This is a genomic window from Oscillospiraceae bacterium (assembly GCA_025757685.1).
In the GTDB taxonomy this organism is placed as follows: Bacteria; Bacillota; Clostridia; order Oscillospirales; family Acutalibacteraceae; genus CAG-217.
In genome coordinates this window covers 87,501-103,063 of the sequence record CP107220.1, presented here as the reverse complement: position 1 = coordinate 103,063, position 15,563 = coordinate 87,501, and the positions used below count along the sequence as shown (strand labels likewise).

14 protein-coding genes, 3 tRNA genes and 2 rRNA genes (1 of these 19 only partly in view) are annotated in these 15,563 nt (G+C 52.4%); 7 read left to right on the top strand and 12 right to left on the bottom strand.

Features of this window, described 5'->3' with window-relative positions:
* Position 1 precedes the first annotated feature (1 nt).
* A complete protein-coding gene (locus OGM59_00510) occupies positions 2-1,003 on the bottom strand; it encodes a sporulation protein YqfD (protein ID UYI90981.1) in 1,002 nt (333 codons plus the stop codon).
* Positions 1,000-1,302, bottom strand: coding sequence for a hypothetical protein (locus OGM59_00505; GenBank protein UYI90980.1), 303 nt, complete (start codon positions 1,300-1,302; stop codon positions 1,000-1,002). Before OGM59_00505 ends, OGM59_00510 begins: the two co-directional genes overlap by 4 nt.
* A gap of 44 nt (positions 1,303-1,346) precedes the next feature.
* Between OGM59_00505 and OGM59_00500 the strand changes: the two genes are divergently transcribed.
* The 6 genes from OGM59_00500 to OGM59_00475 all read left to right on the top strand — a co-directional run bounded on the left by OGM59_00500 (position 1,347) and on the right by OGM59_00475 (position 7,440).
* Positions 1,347-2,381 (top strand): hypothetical protein, encoded by a 1,035-nt coding sequence (locus OGM59_00500; protein UYI90979.1) that lies wholly within the window; start codon positions 1,347-1,349, stop codon positions 2,379-2,381.
* A gap of 180 nt (positions 2,382-2,561) precedes the next feature.
* On the top strand, positions 2,562-3,308 hold the full coding sequence (gene sufC / locus OGM59_00495; GenBank protein ID UYI90978.1) for a Fe-S cluster assembly ATPase SufC: 747 nt from the start codon (positions 2,562-2,564) through the stop codon (positions 3,306-3,308).
* Positions 3,309-3,322: 14 nt separating this feature from the next.
* Positions 3,323-4,729, top strand: a complete 1,407-nt coding sequence (gene sufB / locus OGM59_00490) for a Fe-S cluster assembly protein SufB (protein UYI90977.1) — start codon at positions 3,323-3,325, stop codon at positions 4,727-4,729.
* A gap of 14 nt (positions 4,730-4,743) precedes the next feature.
* Positions 4,744-5,781 (top strand): SufD family Fe-S cluster assembly protein, encoded by a 1,038-nt coding sequence (locus tag OGM59_00485; protein UYI90976.1) that lies wholly within the window; start codon positions 4,744-4,746, stop codon positions 5,779-5,781.
* The gene (locus OGM59_00480) at positions 5,778-7,004 is read left to right on the top strand and encodes a SufS family cysteine desulfurase (protein UYI90975.1); all 1,227 of its coding nucleotides are present in this window, start codon (positions 5,778-5,780) and stop codon (positions 7,002-7,004) included. The genes OGM59_00485 and OGM59_00480 overlap by 4 nt, the downstream gene beginning before the upstream one ends.
* Entirely contained in the window at positions 6,994-7,440 is a 447-nt protein-coding gene (locus OGM59_00475) for an SUF system NifU family Fe-S cluster assembly protein (GenBank protein UYI90974.1), read from the top strand. Before OGM59_00480 ends, OGM59_00475 begins: the two co-directional genes overlap by 11 nt.
* Before the next feature lie 91 nt (positions 7,441-7,531).
* On the opposite strand, the gene OGM59_00470 is transcribed toward OGM59_00475, so the two are convergent.
* The 5 genes from OGM59_00470 to OGM59_00450 form a co-directional block, all read right to left on the bottom strand.
* Entirely contained in the window at positions 7,532-7,990 is a 459-nt protein-coding gene (locus OGM59_00470) for a hypothetical protein (GenBank protein ID UYI90973.1), read from the bottom strand.
* 11 nt (positions 7,991-8,001) lie between these two features.
* A complete protein-coding gene (locus tag OGM59_00465) occupies positions 8,002-8,784 on the bottom strand; it encodes a hypothetical protein (protein UYI90972.1) in 783 nt (260 codons plus the stop codon).
* A complete protein-coding gene (locus tag OGM59_00460; GenBank protein ID UYI90971.1) occupies positions 8,774-9,067 on the bottom strand; it encodes a hypothetical protein in 294 nt (97 codons plus the stop codon). Before OGM59_00460 ends, OGM59_00465 begins: the two co-directional genes overlap by 11 nt.
* 648 nt (positions 9,068-9,715) lie before the next feature.
* Positions 9,716-10,519: an OB-fold putative lipoprotein gene (locus OGM59_00455; GenBank protein UYI90970.1), complete on the bottom strand. Its 804-nt coding sequence runs from the start codon at positions 10,517-10,519 to the stop codon at positions 9,716-9,718.
* Positions 10,520-10,596: 77 nt separating this feature from the next.
* Entirely contained in the window at positions 10,597-11,604 is a 1,008-nt protein-coding gene (locus OGM59_00450; protein UYI90969.1) for a serine/threonine protein kinase, read from the bottom strand.
* 85 nt (positions 11,605-11,689) lie between these two features.
* Here OGM59_00450 and OGM59_00445 point away from each other — a divergent pair, with 85 nt between their 5' ends.
* Positions 11,690-12,115, top strand: a complete 426-nt coding sequence (locus OGM59_00445; protein UYI90968.1) for a helix-turn-helix domain-containing protein — start codon at positions 11,690-11,692, stop codon at positions 12,113-12,115.
* Positions 12,116-12,528: 413 nt separating this feature from the next.
* Here OGM59_00445 and OGM59_00440 read toward each other — a convergent pair.
* From OGM59_00440 to OGM59_00420, 5 genes are all read right to left on the bottom strand, one after another.
* Positions 12,529-12,604: transfer RNA gene (locus OGM59_00440), tRNA-Asn, on the bottom strand.
* Positions 12,605-12,639: 35 nt separating this feature from the next.
* Positions 12,640-12,756 (bottom strand): 5S ribosomal RNA (gene rrf / locus OGM59_00435).
* Positions 12,757-12,820: 64 nt separating this feature from the next.
* Positions 12,821-12,895: transfer RNA gene (locus OGM59_00430), tRNA-Glu, on the bottom strand.
* Between the two features lie 5 nt (positions 12,896-12,900).
* Positions 12,901-12,977: transfer RNA gene (locus tag OGM59_00425), tRNA-Lys, on the bottom strand.
* 96 nt (positions 12,978-13,073) lie between these two features.
* Positions 13,074-15,563 (bottom strand): 23S ribosomal RNA (locus OGM59_00420) (it continues 344 nt past the right edge of the window).

The following is a 15,563-nucleotide window of genomic DNA, read 5'->3' as shown; positions in this document are numbered from 1 at the left end:
TTCATGCCCGATCTCGATCGGTTTGCAGGCTTTGCACCTGCACGGTGTAGGCGCCTACGGCCGTGACCGTATCCGGGGTCACCTCCACCGTCACACAGGCATTGATGATGGTGGCGCCCGGCAGCTCCTGCGCCCGTTTTTCCTCCAGTGCCGCCTTAGCCAGCGCCGTGGCCGCCTGCACCGTTAGGCGTTGCTCCACGCGGCGGTAAGCGGTGCGGGTGCGCGTAACGCTGCCCATAGGCAACGCCCGACCGTTTAGGCGCAACAGACGGCGCTGCTCCGTCACCTCCGTCATCGGCGGTGCGTCCTTACCCATGGGCACCAGCGTCAAGCCGTAAAAATACACCCCGCGGCACACCTGCCGCCCGGTTTGCACCCGGTGTACCTGCAGCCGACGAACGGTACAGCGCAGTTCTCGCCGGGCAGCGCCCCATTGGCTCTGCTCCCTGTCGCTTTTCGTCTTAGGGGTATCTACCCGCTCTGCCACCTCCAGCCGGGCGGTGGCGCCCACCTTGTTGATATGCGCCCAGGCCAGATCCGGGAAATCCCCCAGCAGTCGATAGTTCAGCCGACTGCGCGCCGCCCCCTGCCAAGGCTTGCCCACGGCCACGCCATTCTGCGCCAAATAAGTCTCCAGTGTGCCGGTGCCCACTCGATTATTGCCCACCACCTGCACATCCCAGATAAACCCGCTGAGCACACACAGCACCAGTGCAAAAGCCACCGCCCCCATCGGCAGTCCCCAACGCCCCCGCAAACGTCGGAGAAAAAAGGGCAGCCCTCGCCGGGCAGTAATACGCACCCGGCCGCCGGCCTGCCGCGCCGCCTTGTGCAGCTGCATATAAGTCCCCACACTGCACACACCGCGCAGGTGGCTCCCCTGTCGCTGCAAGCCGGGCAGCGTTATGCCCAGCTCCCCCAACGCATTGATAAAATCCTCTGCAAACCCGCCTGTAAATACAAACTGCACATACCCGCGAAGATACCAGTACAATCGGGTCATAGGTCGCCGAACTCCACAGCCAACAGCGTACCGATCACCTGCACGCCCAAAGGCGAATAATCCAGCATGCAAAGATCCGCCCCCACCAGGGTCACCCGGCGCTTGCCCACTTGCAGCTCCAGGCGCTCCGAGGTGTAACTAAGCACCCGGCGCAGCCCGTCCACCAGCACCCGATCGCCGATGATCTCCAGCCGCGGCTCCCCGGCGCTGTAATGCACCGGCAGCTGGCTTTCGTCCCCGGGCAAGGGGCACGCCCGACGATTTTTTGCCCTTTTTTTCTCTTTCGGTATGTGCTCCATTGTATCACCTGTACATACTATGCATAGGAATTATTGGTGATGATATGAAAAAAGAGAACCAAAAAGCGCTGCCCCTGCTGGCACTGCTGCTGGCGGCAGCGTCGATTCTACTGGTGTTTGCCGCACCGGCACGGGCGGGTGCCAAGGCCGGGCTGGCGCTGGCAGAGAATACCGTGCTGCCCAGTCTGCTGCCGCTGCTAATGCTGTTCTTAATGATCCAAAACACCCAGGCGGGGGTACTGCTCAGCCGGTCGCTGACCTTACCGGCCAAGGCACTGCGCCTACCGCCCCAGGCTGCCGGAGCGCTGCTGTTTGGCCAAATCGGCGGCTATCCCACCGGCGCGGTGCTCACCGGGGAACTGCTGGATCGGGGCGTGATCGACCGCGCCACCGCCCGGCGTATGCTGTGCTTTAATGTGTGCGGCGGGGTGGGCTTTATCTGCACAGCTGTGGGAACGGCAGCGCTCCATAGCGGCGCTGCCGGGTGGCTGCTGCTGACCGCCAATATATTGGCTAACCTAACGGTGGCGGCGGTGACCGTTCCCCTCAGCGACCCGCCCGCTGCCAAAGAAGTACCGCCTGCCCCGCCCTTGTCTGCGGGCGAAGCGCTGCCCGCTGCCGCCAAAGGCGCCATGGAGAGCCTGCTGCACCTTTCTGCCTGCATCATTCTCTTCTCCGCTCTGTGCGCTGTGGTGCCGATGCCCAAATGGCTGCTGCCGCTGGTAGAGATCACCGCCGGGCTGTGTACCGGCACCGGCTACACCCTGACCCAAACGGCGGCGTTTCTGGCCTTTGGCGGGCTGTGCGTGCACTTGCAGCTGCTGGGCTGGGCCGGGCGGTTCGGGCTGCCCTACCCGACCTTTTTAGCCTGCCGTGCCGGGGCTGCACTTTTGGCAGACGGCTACTGCCGGGGGCTGCTGCGCCTGTTTCCCCAACCGGCGGCGGTGTTCTCCAATATAGCGGAGACCCTGCCACGCCCCGGTATCGGCAGCACCACGCTGACAGCGCTGCTGCTGGCAGGCGCTGTGGTATTTGCGCTTGATCTGCTGCAACGGCGCAGCCGGGTGGACTGGGCGTAAAAAAGCCCCTGCATTATATATGTATAAAATAGACAATTTTGGCCCCTTGTTTTTGTACCTTTTGTACGAAGCAACCCAAGTTTTTTAATTCCTATTGACAGAGTAGGAAATACGGATTATATTATTATGCAGAAAATAGTAAAAGCACGGTTTTTGTGCACGGAAAGGAAGTTCAAAACCATGTCCCAGCACTTACTGGATATTGAGAATTTGACCGTTGCCGTAGAGGATAAAGAGATCCTGCACGGCGTGAATTTACAGGTAAACGAGGGCGAGACCCATGTGCTCATGGGCCCCAACGGCGCCGGCAAGTCCACCCTGGGCTACGCCCTGATGGGCAATCCCCAGTACAAGGTAACCGGCGGCTCCATTCTGTTCCACGGCAAGGAGCAGCAGGGGCTATCCGCCGACCAGCGGGCCAAGGAGGGTATGTTCCTGTCCTTCCAAAATCCCCTGGAGGTGCCCGGCCTGTCGCTGAAAAGCTTTGTGCGCAGCACCCTGGCGCAGCGCACCGGCAAGCGGGTGAAGCTGTTTGCCTTTGAAAAACAGTTTAATGAGGCGGCAAAGCTGCTGCAAATGGACCCGGCCTACGGCGATCGGGACCTAAATGTGGGCTTCTCCGGCGGCGAGAAGAAAAAAGCGGAAATTCTGCAAATGCTGTTGCTGCGCCCCAGTCTGGCGATCCTGGACGAGACGGACTCCGGCCTGGATGTGGACGCGGTGCGCACCGTATCTCGTGGCGTGGAGGCCTATCAAAAAGAGCAAAAAGGCGCCCTGCTGATCATCACCCACTCCACCCGTATTTTGGAGAGCCTGCATGTGGATTACACCCATATTTTAGTCAACGGACGGATCGTAAAGACCGGCGACGGCTCCCTGGTGGACGAGATCAATGCCCGTGGGTTTGAAGCCTACGAGCAGGCGTAAAAGAGGTGTTCCCTGTGGAAGAAAAAACCTATGTGGCAGACATTGACCGCACGGTCTATGACATAAAAGACGACGAAAAAGATGCCTACAAGCTGCAAGCGGGCTTGACCCCGGAGATCGTACAGAAGATCAGCGATGAGAAGAACGATCCGGCATGGATGCAGCTGTTTCGGCTCCAGTCCCTGCAAGTTTACAATGAGAGCCGGGTGCCGCAGTGGGGCCCGCCCATTGACGGACTGGATATGGACAACATCGTAACCTATGTGCGCCCCAACACCAAAATGAGCGCCAAGTGGTCCGATGTACCCAAAGATATTAAAGATACATTTGAGCGCCTGGGCATTCCCCAGGCAGAGCGCAAGTCCCTTGCCGGTGTGGGCGCCCAGTATGACTCAGAGCTGGTGTACCACAATGTGCGAGAGGAAGTGGCCGCCCAGGGCGTGGTCTATACAGACCTGGAAAGCGCTATGCACGGCCCTTATGCGGAGATGATCCAAAAGCACTTTATGAAGCTGGTAAAACCCACGGACCACAAATTCGCCGCCCTGCACGGCGCCGTTTGGTCCGGCGGTTCCTTTGTGTATGTGCCGCCGGGGGTGTCCGTGACCATTCCGCTGCAATCCTACTTTCGGCTGAATGCGCCGGGCGCCGGCCAGTTTGAGCACACGCTGATCATCGTAGACGAGGGGGCGTACCTGCACTTTATCGAGGGCTGCTCCGCACCCAAGTACAATGTAGCCAACCTGCACGCCGGGTGCGTGGAGCTGTTCGTTGGCAAGAACGCCAAGCTGCGCTACTCTACCATTGAGAACTGGTCCAAGAATATGTACAACCTGAACACCAAGCGGGCGCTGGTAGAGGAGGGGGGCACCATTGAGTGGGTGTCCGGCTCCTTTGGCTCCCATGTGTCTTACCTGTACCCCATGAGTATTCTAAAGGGCAAGGGTGCCCGCATGGAATACACCGGCATTACCTTTGCCGGGGCGGGGCAGAACCTGGACACCGGCGTTAAAGTGGTTCACGCTGCGCCGGAGACCACCTCCGTGATGAACGCCCGCTCCATTTCCAAGGACGGGGGCATCAGCACCTTCCGCAGCAGCGTACAGGTGCAAAAGACCGCACCGGGCAGCAAATCCACCGTGTCTTGCCAGTCCCTGATGCTGGACGATATTTCCCGGTCAGACACCATTCCCGCCATGGATATTCGCACCCGTGACGCGGATGTGGGCCACGAGGCCAAAATCGGCCGAATCAGCGACGACGCGGTATTTTATCTCATGTCCCGCGGACTTAGCGAGGAAGAGGCCCGCGCCATGATCGTCAGCGGCTTTGCAGACGATGTGTCCAAGGAACTGCCGCTGGAATACGCCGTTGAAATGAATAACTTAATTCGCTTAGAGATGAAAGGCAGCATTGGCTGATGGGAGGTAGCAGTATGACAAAAGAAAATACCCTTGTAGTCAATCCCCTGCCGTCCCCCACCTGGAACCGACTGCACATGAACGAAACCACGGTGACCCTGTCCCCGCTGGACGGCCCCTGCAAAGCGGACTGGAGCGGTGCGGAAGTGACCACCGCCCCGGCTCCTGCCACAGTGGTTTCCACCGGTATGGGCCAAGAAGCGGAAGCGGCCTTTGCCTCCCTGGAGACGGACCGGATCACCGCCAAAGCGAATACCGACACCACCGCCCGGCTGACCCTGTGCGCCGACGGCGCCAAGAACGCCCGCCGAGTGGAGCTGTCCGCAGAGTCAAACAGCCACTTGACTGTGGTGATGGACCTGCAAAGCACGGCGGACGCCCCCTGCCTGGCCCTGGAGACCCGGGTAGAACTGGCCCCCGGTGCCAAAGTGCGGCTGGTGCAACTGAGTCTGCCGGGCACGGACTGCACGGTGGTCAACAACATTGGCGCCCACTGCGGTGCCGGTGCAGACTTTCAGCTGGTGCAGTTGTTTTTGGGCGGCAAAGCCACCTACGCCGGGTGCAAGACCCACCTGGACGGAGACGACAGCCGCTTTACCGCAGACATCGGCTACCTGGGCACCGGGGATCGCACCTTTGACTTTAACTATGACGCCCTGCAAACCGGGCGCCGCACCGTAAGCAATATGAACGCAGATGGGGTGCTGCAAGACCGCAGCACCAAGCTGTTCCGGGGCACCATTGACTTTCAAAAAGGCGCCGCCGGCTCTAAGGGCGACGAAAAGGAAGATGTGTTGCTGCTGGGTGAAGATGTAGTGAACCGTACCATTCCCCTGATCCTGTGCGCCGAGGAAGATGTAGAGGGCAACCACGGAGCCAGCATCGGCCAGCTGGACGAGGACATTCTGTTCTATATGAATTCCAGAGGGCTGAGCCGGGCAGAGGCCGAGCTGTTGATCACCCGCTCCAAGCTGGAGGCGCTTTGCGCCAAGGCAAACGACCCGGGGCTCACCGATCGGGTGCACCGTTATTTGGAGGAAAATGCCCAATGACCCAGCAAGAAATTATGAATTACCGGGCGGACTTTCCCCTGCTGCGGGAGAGCAAGGTGGCCTACCTGGATAACGCCGCCACCAGCCAGCGCCCGGACTGCGTGCTGGACGCCCAGCGCAAATTTTACGAGACCCACAACGCCAACCCCCTGCGGGGTCTGTACCAACTGGGTATGGACGCTACGGAGGACTACGCCGCCGCCCGAGAGACGGTGCGCCGTTTTCTGAACGCCAAAAGCGACAGCGAAATTATCTTTACCCGCAACGCCACAGAGAGCCTGAACCTGGTGGCATACAGCTACGGCCTGCACCGAATCGGCCCGGAGGACGAGATCGTTGTAAGCATTGCGGAGCACCACTCCAATATGCTGCCCTGGCGGATGGTTGCCCGGCAAACCGGCGCCACCCTGCGCTATCTGGAATGTACGCCGGACGGCAGCCTGCCTATGGCGGAGCTGGAAGCGAAGATCACAGACAAAACCGCTCTGGTGGCTGTGGCGCAGGTGTCCAATGTATTTGGCCGCACCAATCCAATGGACACCATCATTGATTTGGCCCACAAGCACGGCGCCGTGGTAGTGATGGACGCCGCCCAAAGCGCTCCCCACATGCCGATTGATGTGCAGGCACTGGGCGTGGACTTTGTGGCCTTTTCCGGCCACAAGCTAATGGGTCCCATGGGCATCGGCGTGCTGTATGGCAAGGAAGAATTGTTAGAAGAAATGCCGCCTTTCTTATCCGGCGGCGAGATGATCGAGTATGTGACCCGGGACAAGGTGACTTACGCCCCCCTGCCCCATAAATTTGAAGCCGGCACGGTCAACGCTGCCGGTGCGGTGGGTCTGGCCGCCGCCATTGACTACCTGACCGCCATTGGGTGGGACAAGCTGCACGCCCAGGAGGTAGCGCTGACGGATTTTTCCCTGCAAGGGCTGCGTGCCATGCCGTATGTGCATGTGATCGGCGCGGAAAAGGCAGAGAATCACTGTGGCATTTTGACCTTTACCGTTGACGGCGTGCACCCCCACGACATCAGCGCCATTTTGGACGCGGCCGATGTGGCCATTCGTGCCGGGCACCATTGCGCCCAGCCGCTGATGCAGCACCTGGGCACCCCGTCCACCGCCCGCGCCAGCCTGTTCTTCTACAATACAGAAGAAGAAGTACAGCGATTTTTAGACGCGGTGGCGTCCCTAAGGAGGCAAATGGGCTATGGAGAATAGAAATTTTTATAACCAGATCTTAACGGAGCACAATCTGCACCCGGAGCACAAGCACGATTTGGCAGACGCCAACTTGGTGCTGGAGGGGGTCAACCCCAGCTGCGGCGACGACATTGTGCTAAAGCTGAAAGTGGAGGACGGCGTGATCACCGACGGCGCTTTTGTAGGCGACGGCTGCGCCATCTCTCAGGCCTCGGCGGATATTATGCTGGACCTGATCATCGGCGAAAAGAAAGAGGATGCCCTGCACCTGGCAGAGCTGTTCCTAAAAATGATCAAAGACTCCATTACCGAGGAGGAAATGGAGGAGCTGGACGAGGCAGCGGCGCTGCAAGATGTGGCCCACATGCCCGCCAGAGTCAAATGCGCTGTGCTGGGTTGGCACACTATGGAAGAAATGTTTGACCTGGACAAGCAGCAAGACGCAAAGCAGTAAATCCAAAAAACCGAGAACCGTCCCCTGCGCTATGGAGAAAAAACAGGGGACGGTTCTCGGTTTTACAAAACTTATTTTTTATGTAATTTATTCAGCTTGACTGCTTTAATTTTTTGTCTATTGCAGAGTGAATGGCATTGCCGATAAAAATCGGCACATAGGTCACAAGTAAAGAAAGTACGAAATATTCAATAGTTCTCGCCGGTTCATATTTATTACAATTCTCATAAAAAACATAGTTTCCCATAGATATTGGTGTGCTTATAATGTAAATAATATTGTTCCGACCAAACCCTGACATCAGCGTCGCAATGATAAACTGAACTGACAATACAGATATAGCGATTTTACTTTTCTTTATTCCGTCACAGGCAACAACAATTGTTGATGAATATACATACATTCCTATAAAAATTATGCCTATTATAATATCTCTTTCTATGATAGGTACCAGCTCCAATATCTTGGAGGCACGAAAAAACAATTCAACTGTAAGAGCCGAAATCCAATATGCCCAAACAAGTTTTAAGCCTGATAAAAATTTTTTCATAAAGACGCCCCTTACATAGTATTGAAATTAGCATTTGTTAAAATGGTTTTATATTTTGCAAGCCATGTTTTTGTAACCGATACAGCTGCGTTATATCTTTTTTTGCTTCCGGAAACAGATTTTAGTTTATTTCTTTTGCTGTCTGTCCATTCCCAGCCGGTTTTATCATCTGCGTGGGTAATATTATCACCTTTCGTATAAGATACTAAGTGTTGCGGTGTTGATTTTCCTCTGCCGATTTGTCCGTGTGCTTCTTTATCCTGTAACGGATGAAGAGCATAGCCTAGATACATATAAGCATTTTCTTTTTGCCCTTTTTTCCACGCCAACTCGCTCGCAACAAACCATGCAGATGCAGCATAATCTCTGCTGTCATCACTTCCTGAAGCATATTCATTGAAATGAACATACTGATTGGCAGAACCGGTTATAGCACCCCAACCTGAACTATATTTTATATCAACTTCTCTGTTGTATTTTCCTATTTTTTCAGCAACCGCAGCACTGAAATAGGATTTAGCAAGTGATGTAGTATCGTCCCTATGAACTCCTGCCCCCCATAAAGGCTGAACTCCACCATTTAATGATAGTTCTTCAGAGAACAAACCACCTATATGATCAAACATATTAAAACCTGCTGTAGCATCAGCAATTTTTTCTTCTTCAACATAGTCATTTATTTCAATAATATTTTTAAGAATACAAATTGTTTCTTGTGCATCTGTATTTAAGTCCAATTCCGAAATGATATTGTAAATATTTAATGCTTCAATTGATTGAAAATCATTTTTCATGATAATGAGCAAAATATAAATACTGTTCATCTTTTATTAGAGAAGATAGAATTATCATCATCCTTTCTTCTATAGTTTTATCACCAACCATATTTTCTACAAAATCAGGTTCACAAGAAAGGCGATTATTTAATACTTGATCCTTTTCTTCGTTATCTAAAAAGTCTATCTTGTTTCTTTTTATTTCATCTTTCACAGCTTTGTTGTTATAATTCAACACAACTTTATAGAGCCAGGATTTATAATTCCTGATTTCATTTCCACGAGATAAATTATCATACAAAACTTTGCAGACCTCTTGAGTACAATCCTCTGCATACTCATATTGATACTCAAAAAATTGATGTCAATAACGAATTAAATCCGTTCTGTATTGCTCGCAATCTTCCATTATATTATCTATGAACTTTTCATTGCTGTTTTTTTGGGCTTAAATTTAATCAAAATATTTTCCATAGTTTCAACAATCGATAGTGTTGTAAAAGCAATTAATCAATGGCAATTATTTGAAATAATTATCTAATCTTATTAAACATTATCGCAAGTGTTTTGTCAAGAGCTTTTACTAAAATAAAACAGGGTATAAAACAGTAAAATAAGGAACGGTTCCTTGTTTTGTGGTGTAGCTCTACCTACCCCAACTGCATACGCATAGCAAAAAGGCACAGCCGTATGGCTGTGCCTTTCTTTGTATGCCTATCCTTTTTTCGAATTGGCGGGCGGCAACCTGTCGCTCGCTTTTTATATTGGCGTCCATACACCGTAGAGCGTTATATTCTCCCCTCCGTCAACAAAGTTGACAGCACCTAACCGGTGCCCGTCCCCTCTGTCGCTGCGCCACATCTCTCCGCACTGCGGGGAGTCACCCCTTACATTAAGGGGAGCCTTTGAACAGCGTATCTTAGGTTGTGTGACGAATTCGACGAACCGCTTATTTCTTCACAATGGCACGGCAAATTTTGGCGGTATACATATCCGCCTGGCCGTAGCACTCACCAACGATAGTGACCATCTTGCCCTCGGTCACTTTCTTCAGGTCGTCCATATCCTCAAAGCAGATCTGCACATCGCAATCCCAGTCCCACACATCCGCATTGAACGGCTCCACCACGGCGTACTCATCTGCCACATGGGTCACCTTGGCGGTGAACTGCACGGTCTTGCCCTTGTACTTTTCGTCGGCTTTCACCTGGTTTTCCTTGTAGCGCTTTACAAAATCGTTGATTTTCACCTTTTGGGCGCCGTCATAGTCCGGCACGGTGGCAAACTGGTCGGCGATCACGCTCTTTTTCACATCCACATCGCCAAACAGGTCCGTATCGTCGCACACGCCCTCAATGGTCACCGTGTCGCCTACCTTAAACTTCTTCAGATCCTGGTTGTTTCCCATGTAGACATTCACATTATACAGCCACAGGTCGTCATCATAAGCCCGCAGGGTCACATATTCGTCCTGAATGGTGCCCACCTGACCGGTAACGGCGATCACCTTGTCCGAGTATTTTTCGCTGGCGTTGGCGGCGTCGTTTTTGAAGTCCGTCATTACCGTATCCACCGTTACTCGTGCTGCCGGTTGGTCAAAGTTGTAGTCCTTTGGCCGATTGGCGACCACGACGATCACCACGATCACCGCCAGGATCACCCCAAAGATAATCAGCTTCTTCTTTCGTTTCTGTTTCTTTTGATCTTTCATTGCCTGGTCAACAGCCAGTTGCACCTCTGCGTCGTTTGCCATTTCGCAAACCCCCTTTACTTTGATGGTCTCATTATACAACAGCAAAAAGGGGATTTGGTGTGCTGCCAGCACAACATTCAGGCAGCCGGCGATGCTATAATACAAAGCACAGACAGCACTTGGGCCAGGGCAGACAGGATGATTTGGATCCAAATGCGTTGAGATTTGGTCTTATTTTGCAACCGGGCGATCCGATGGGTCCAGTCCAGGTAGTTGGTCAGGATCGGCACCGGCACGGCATAACCGAAGAAGAAAAAGCCAAAGGTGCACAGGGCGTCCAACAGAGAATGCGCAGTCGACATCGCAACAATCAGGAAAAACAGCAGGGCGATATCGTACAAGACGGCAATCAACTGGTGCCACCAGATCCCCTTGCGAAAGCCGGGAACGGTGCGCAAAAGCCGCTGAAGCTTGCTGCGCCGCTCCAAGTCCAGGATCAGATCGTCCATATTTCTGTACCGATTGGTTTCATCAATCTGGGTGCATTTCAAAACGATCTCAGACAGCCAGCCGTTCACCAACTGCACACCCGGCAGGCAGCCGGTAGCCATCACATTGATCAGCACGCCCATGGAGTAAATATCCGCTTTTGGTCCGGTTTGGTGAAAGCCGAATTGCTCCGGTGCGGTAAAGCCCTGGGTGCCCAGGATCTCCGTATCGCAGCTTTGATTGCGCTTGACAGTCCGGCTGATGCCAAAGTCGATAATCTTCACCGTGCCATCCGCCGCCAGCATAATATTGTTTGGGTTAATATCCCGGTGAACAATACCCAGCTTATGCACCTGCTTCAGCCCATTACAGATCTGGAGCGCTATATTCTTGGTTTCCAAATCACTTAGCGGACCCCGGCGCTCCATATACGCCCGCAGTGTACTGCCGCCGTTGATGAATTCCTCTACTGCATAAAAGCGTCCGTCCTGTGCCACTGTATCGTAAAAGCGCACAATGTTCTTGCAGTCCAGGCGGATCAGCTTTTGATACATTTCTGTATCTTCCAGCCCGATTTCCTTCAGCACATACAAGCTGCCGTCGGCTATGGCCAGCTTCATGCGCGGGTTCATTTCTTTTAAAATTTCATAATACATAAAAATTACCTTGCTTTTAAAGTGTTACTATTATATCATAAATGCAAGGGCATTTGGCGATTTTTGCCAAAATAAGGAGAAGATGATGAAAAAAACCACCGAAGAGTTAATGGAGATCCTAAAACAGAAAAAGTCCATACATGCGTATTTTACGGAAGAAATCGACGAACTGGAATTCGCGTCCCTAGCTGAATACCTGGAACTGCTGCTTAACGAAAAAGGACTGCGCAAAAGCGATGTCATCAAGCGCAGCAATATGGACAAAAACTATGCCTACCAGATTTTCAACGGCAACAAGACCCACCCGTCCCGTGACAAGATGCTTGCCCTTGCCATCGGTATGGGACTGAATGTATTGGAAACCCGCAAGTTGTTAAAGATCGCCGGCACTTGTGACCTGTATGCCCGCAACCCGCGGGACAGCGTACTCATCTATTGCCTACATAAAGGGGCCGGCTTAATGGAAGTCAACGAACTCCTAAGCGATTATAACCTGGATATTTTGGAATAAATGTAGCAAAATAGCAGAATTGACAAACAAATGTCTGGATTATGGTACTGTTGGCAGAAGAATTATGTTTCTATAACTTTCGGGCGGCAGATTGCCGCCCCTACAGAGGACTTTCCTGTGGAACACCACCAATAAATTGTTCCTGTACCCGTAGGGGCGGATATGATCCGTCCGCTTTTTTATAATCATGTTCAATAAAAAACATAAAAATGTAGGGCCGATGCCAACATCAGCCCACTATATCTCCGTTAATAACTGTAAAAATCAACCACCAAAGGCTGTGCAACCTGCTACGAAACAGTCCAACGGACTGTTTCTACCAAATTTGCAAACAAATTTGGAGCAGCTTGTCGTTGGTTCGAGTCAATAAAAAGAAAAAAATACGGAGCACACAAATGTGTACTCCGTATTCTTGGCTCCCCAAGTTGGACTCGAACCAACGACCCTGCGGTTAACAGCCGCATGCTCTACCAACTGAGCTATTGAGGAATGTTTCAGTCCCCGATAAAAATCGGGGACTTTTATGTCGGCACAGACCTATTTTTCCAGGCAGTCGCCCGCCAAGTATCTTCGGCACGAATGAGCTTAACTACCGTGTTCGGGATGGGAACGGGTGGACCCTCATCGTAATAAGCACCGACTGACTGTGATGATAAAGTCACAGTATTTGAAGAAATGACCTGTTGGCAATACCTAAGGTCAAAATGGTGACCCGTAGGAGAATCGAACTCCTGTTTTCGCCGTGAGAGGGCGATGTCTTAACCGCTTGACCAACGGGCCACTGATGGTACACCATCAGGGACTCGAACCCTGGACACCCTGATTAAGAGTCAGGTGCTCTAGCCAACTGAGCTAATGGTGCATAGCTCACATCATTCAAGGCATATACCCTGAAAACTAAATACAGATAAAGCGCAGTGGAACTCTAACAATTGCCTGACACATAATCTAACTTGTTAAGGTCAAGCCCTCGACCTATTAGTACTGCCTAGCTAAATATGTCACCATACTTACACACGCAGCCTATCAACCTCATAGTCCATAAGGGGTCTTAACTGTAAACAGTGGGATATCTTATCTTAGGGAGGGCTTCACGCTTAGATGCTTTCAGCGTTTATCCCATCCGCACATAGCTGCTCGGCCGTGCCATTGGCATGACAACCGATACACCAGCGGTGCGTCCATTCCGGTCCTCTCGTACTAGGAACAGCGCCCTTCAAATATCCTACGCCCACGACAGATAGGGACCGAACTGTCTCACGACGTTCTGAACCCAGCTCGCGTACCACTTTAATCGGCGAACAGCCGAACCCTTGGGACCGAATTCAGCCCCAGGATGTGATGAGCCGACATCGAGGTGCCAAACCTCCCCGTCGATGTGGACTCTTGGGGGAGATCAGCCTGTTATCCCCAGGGTAGCTTTTATCCGTTGAGCGACGGCATTTCCACTCACATACCGCCGGATCACTAACTCCAACTTTCGTTACTGCTCGACCCGTCAGTCTCGCAGTTAGGCTCACTTATGCGTTTGCACTCTAAGGCATGGTTTCCGTCCATGCTGAGTGAACCTTTGAACGCCTCCGTTACTCTTTTGGAGGCGACCGCCCCAGTCAAACTGCCCACCTGACAATGTCCCCCAGCCAGATTCATGGCTGCAGGTTAGAATCTCAATACTTTAAGAGCGGTATCCCAAGGGTGACTCCGCCAACACTGGCGTGCTGGTTTCCAAGTCTCCCGCCTATCCTGTACATAAAATACCGAGACCCAATATCAGGCTACAGTGAAGCTCCATGGGGTCTTTCCGTCTTGCCGCGGGTAACCGGCATCTTCACCGGTACTACAATTTCGCCGGGTGCGTTGTTGAGACAGTGTCCAGATCATTACACCATTCGTGCGGGTCGGAACTTACCCGACAAGGAATTTCGCTACCTTAGGACCGTTATAGTTACGGCCGCCGTTTACTGGGGCTTCAATTCGGAGCTTGCACCCCTCCTCTTAACCTTCCAGCACCGGGCAGGTGTCACCCCCTATACGTCATCTTACGATTTAGCAGAGAGCTGTGTTTTTGATAAACAGTTGCCTGGACCTATTCACTGCGGCTCACTCGCGTGAGCACCCCTTATTCCGAAGTTACGGGGTCAATTTGCCGAGTTCCTTAACAACGCTTCTCCCGATGGCCTTAGAATCCTCTTCCTGACTACCTGTGTCGGTTTGCAGTACGGGTACCCTGCTTATATACACGAAGCTTTTCTCGCCACCATCCAAGCATGCTTCCCTACTTATTTTCGGTCCCTTACGCCCGGGTCAACCAACGCCCGGGTCATGCCCTTCAAATGTGTCCCTTCGCTTAAATGCAAGGTAGCTACGGAATCTCAACCGTATGTGCATCGACTACGCCTCTCGGCCTCGCCTTAGCTCCCGGCTAACTAGAAGCGGACGAACCTTCCTTCTAAAACCTTAGTCTTTCGGCCATTATGATTCTCACATAATTCTCGCTACTCATTCCGGCATTCTCACTTGTGTAAAGTCCACCGCCGCTTTCGCTACGACTTCACCCCTTACACAACGCTCTCCTACCAACATACAAATGTATATTCCCAAGCTTCGGTGTACAGTTTAGCCCCGTTAAATTTTCGGCGCAAAATCACTCGACCAGTGAGCTATTACGCACTCTTTGAATGAGTGGCTGCTTCTGAGCCAACATCCTGGTTGTCTGCGCAATTTCACATCCTTTTCCACTTAACTGTACTTTGGGACCTTAGCTGTGGGTCTGGGCTGTTTCCCTTTCCACCACGAAACTTATCTCACGTAGTGTGACTCCCAATCATTCATTATCCGCCATTCTGAGTTTGATAGAGTTCAGTAAGCTTTCGCCCCCTAGCTCATTCAGTGCTTTACCTGCGGTAATGTTAATTGAGGCTAGCCCTAAAGCTATTTCGGAGAGAACCAGCTATCTCCGGGTTCGATTGGAATTTCTCCGCTAGCCACAAGTCATCCCCTACCATTTCAACGGGAGTGGGTTCGGCCCTCCATGGAGTTTTACCTCCACTTCAGCCTGCTCATGGCTAGGTCACCCGGTTTCGGGTCGAATACCACTGACTAAAACGCCCATTTCAGACTCGCTTTCGCTTCGGCTGCACTCCTGAAGAGCTTAACCTTGCCAGTGACATTCACTCGCCGGACCATTCTACAAAAGGTACCATATCACGCATTGACGCGCTCTATGTGCTTGTAGGCACAAGGTTTCAGGTTCTATTTCACTCCCCGCCAGGGGTTCTTTTCACCTTTCCTTCACAGTACTATACACTATCGGTCATTGGAGAGTATTTAGGCTTGGAGGGTGGTCCCCCCGTCTTCCCACCGGGTTTCACGTGTCCGGCGGTACTCTGGATCCAGCTGGCTAACTTTAGTTTTCGTGTACGCGACTATCACGCTCTGTGGTTGAACT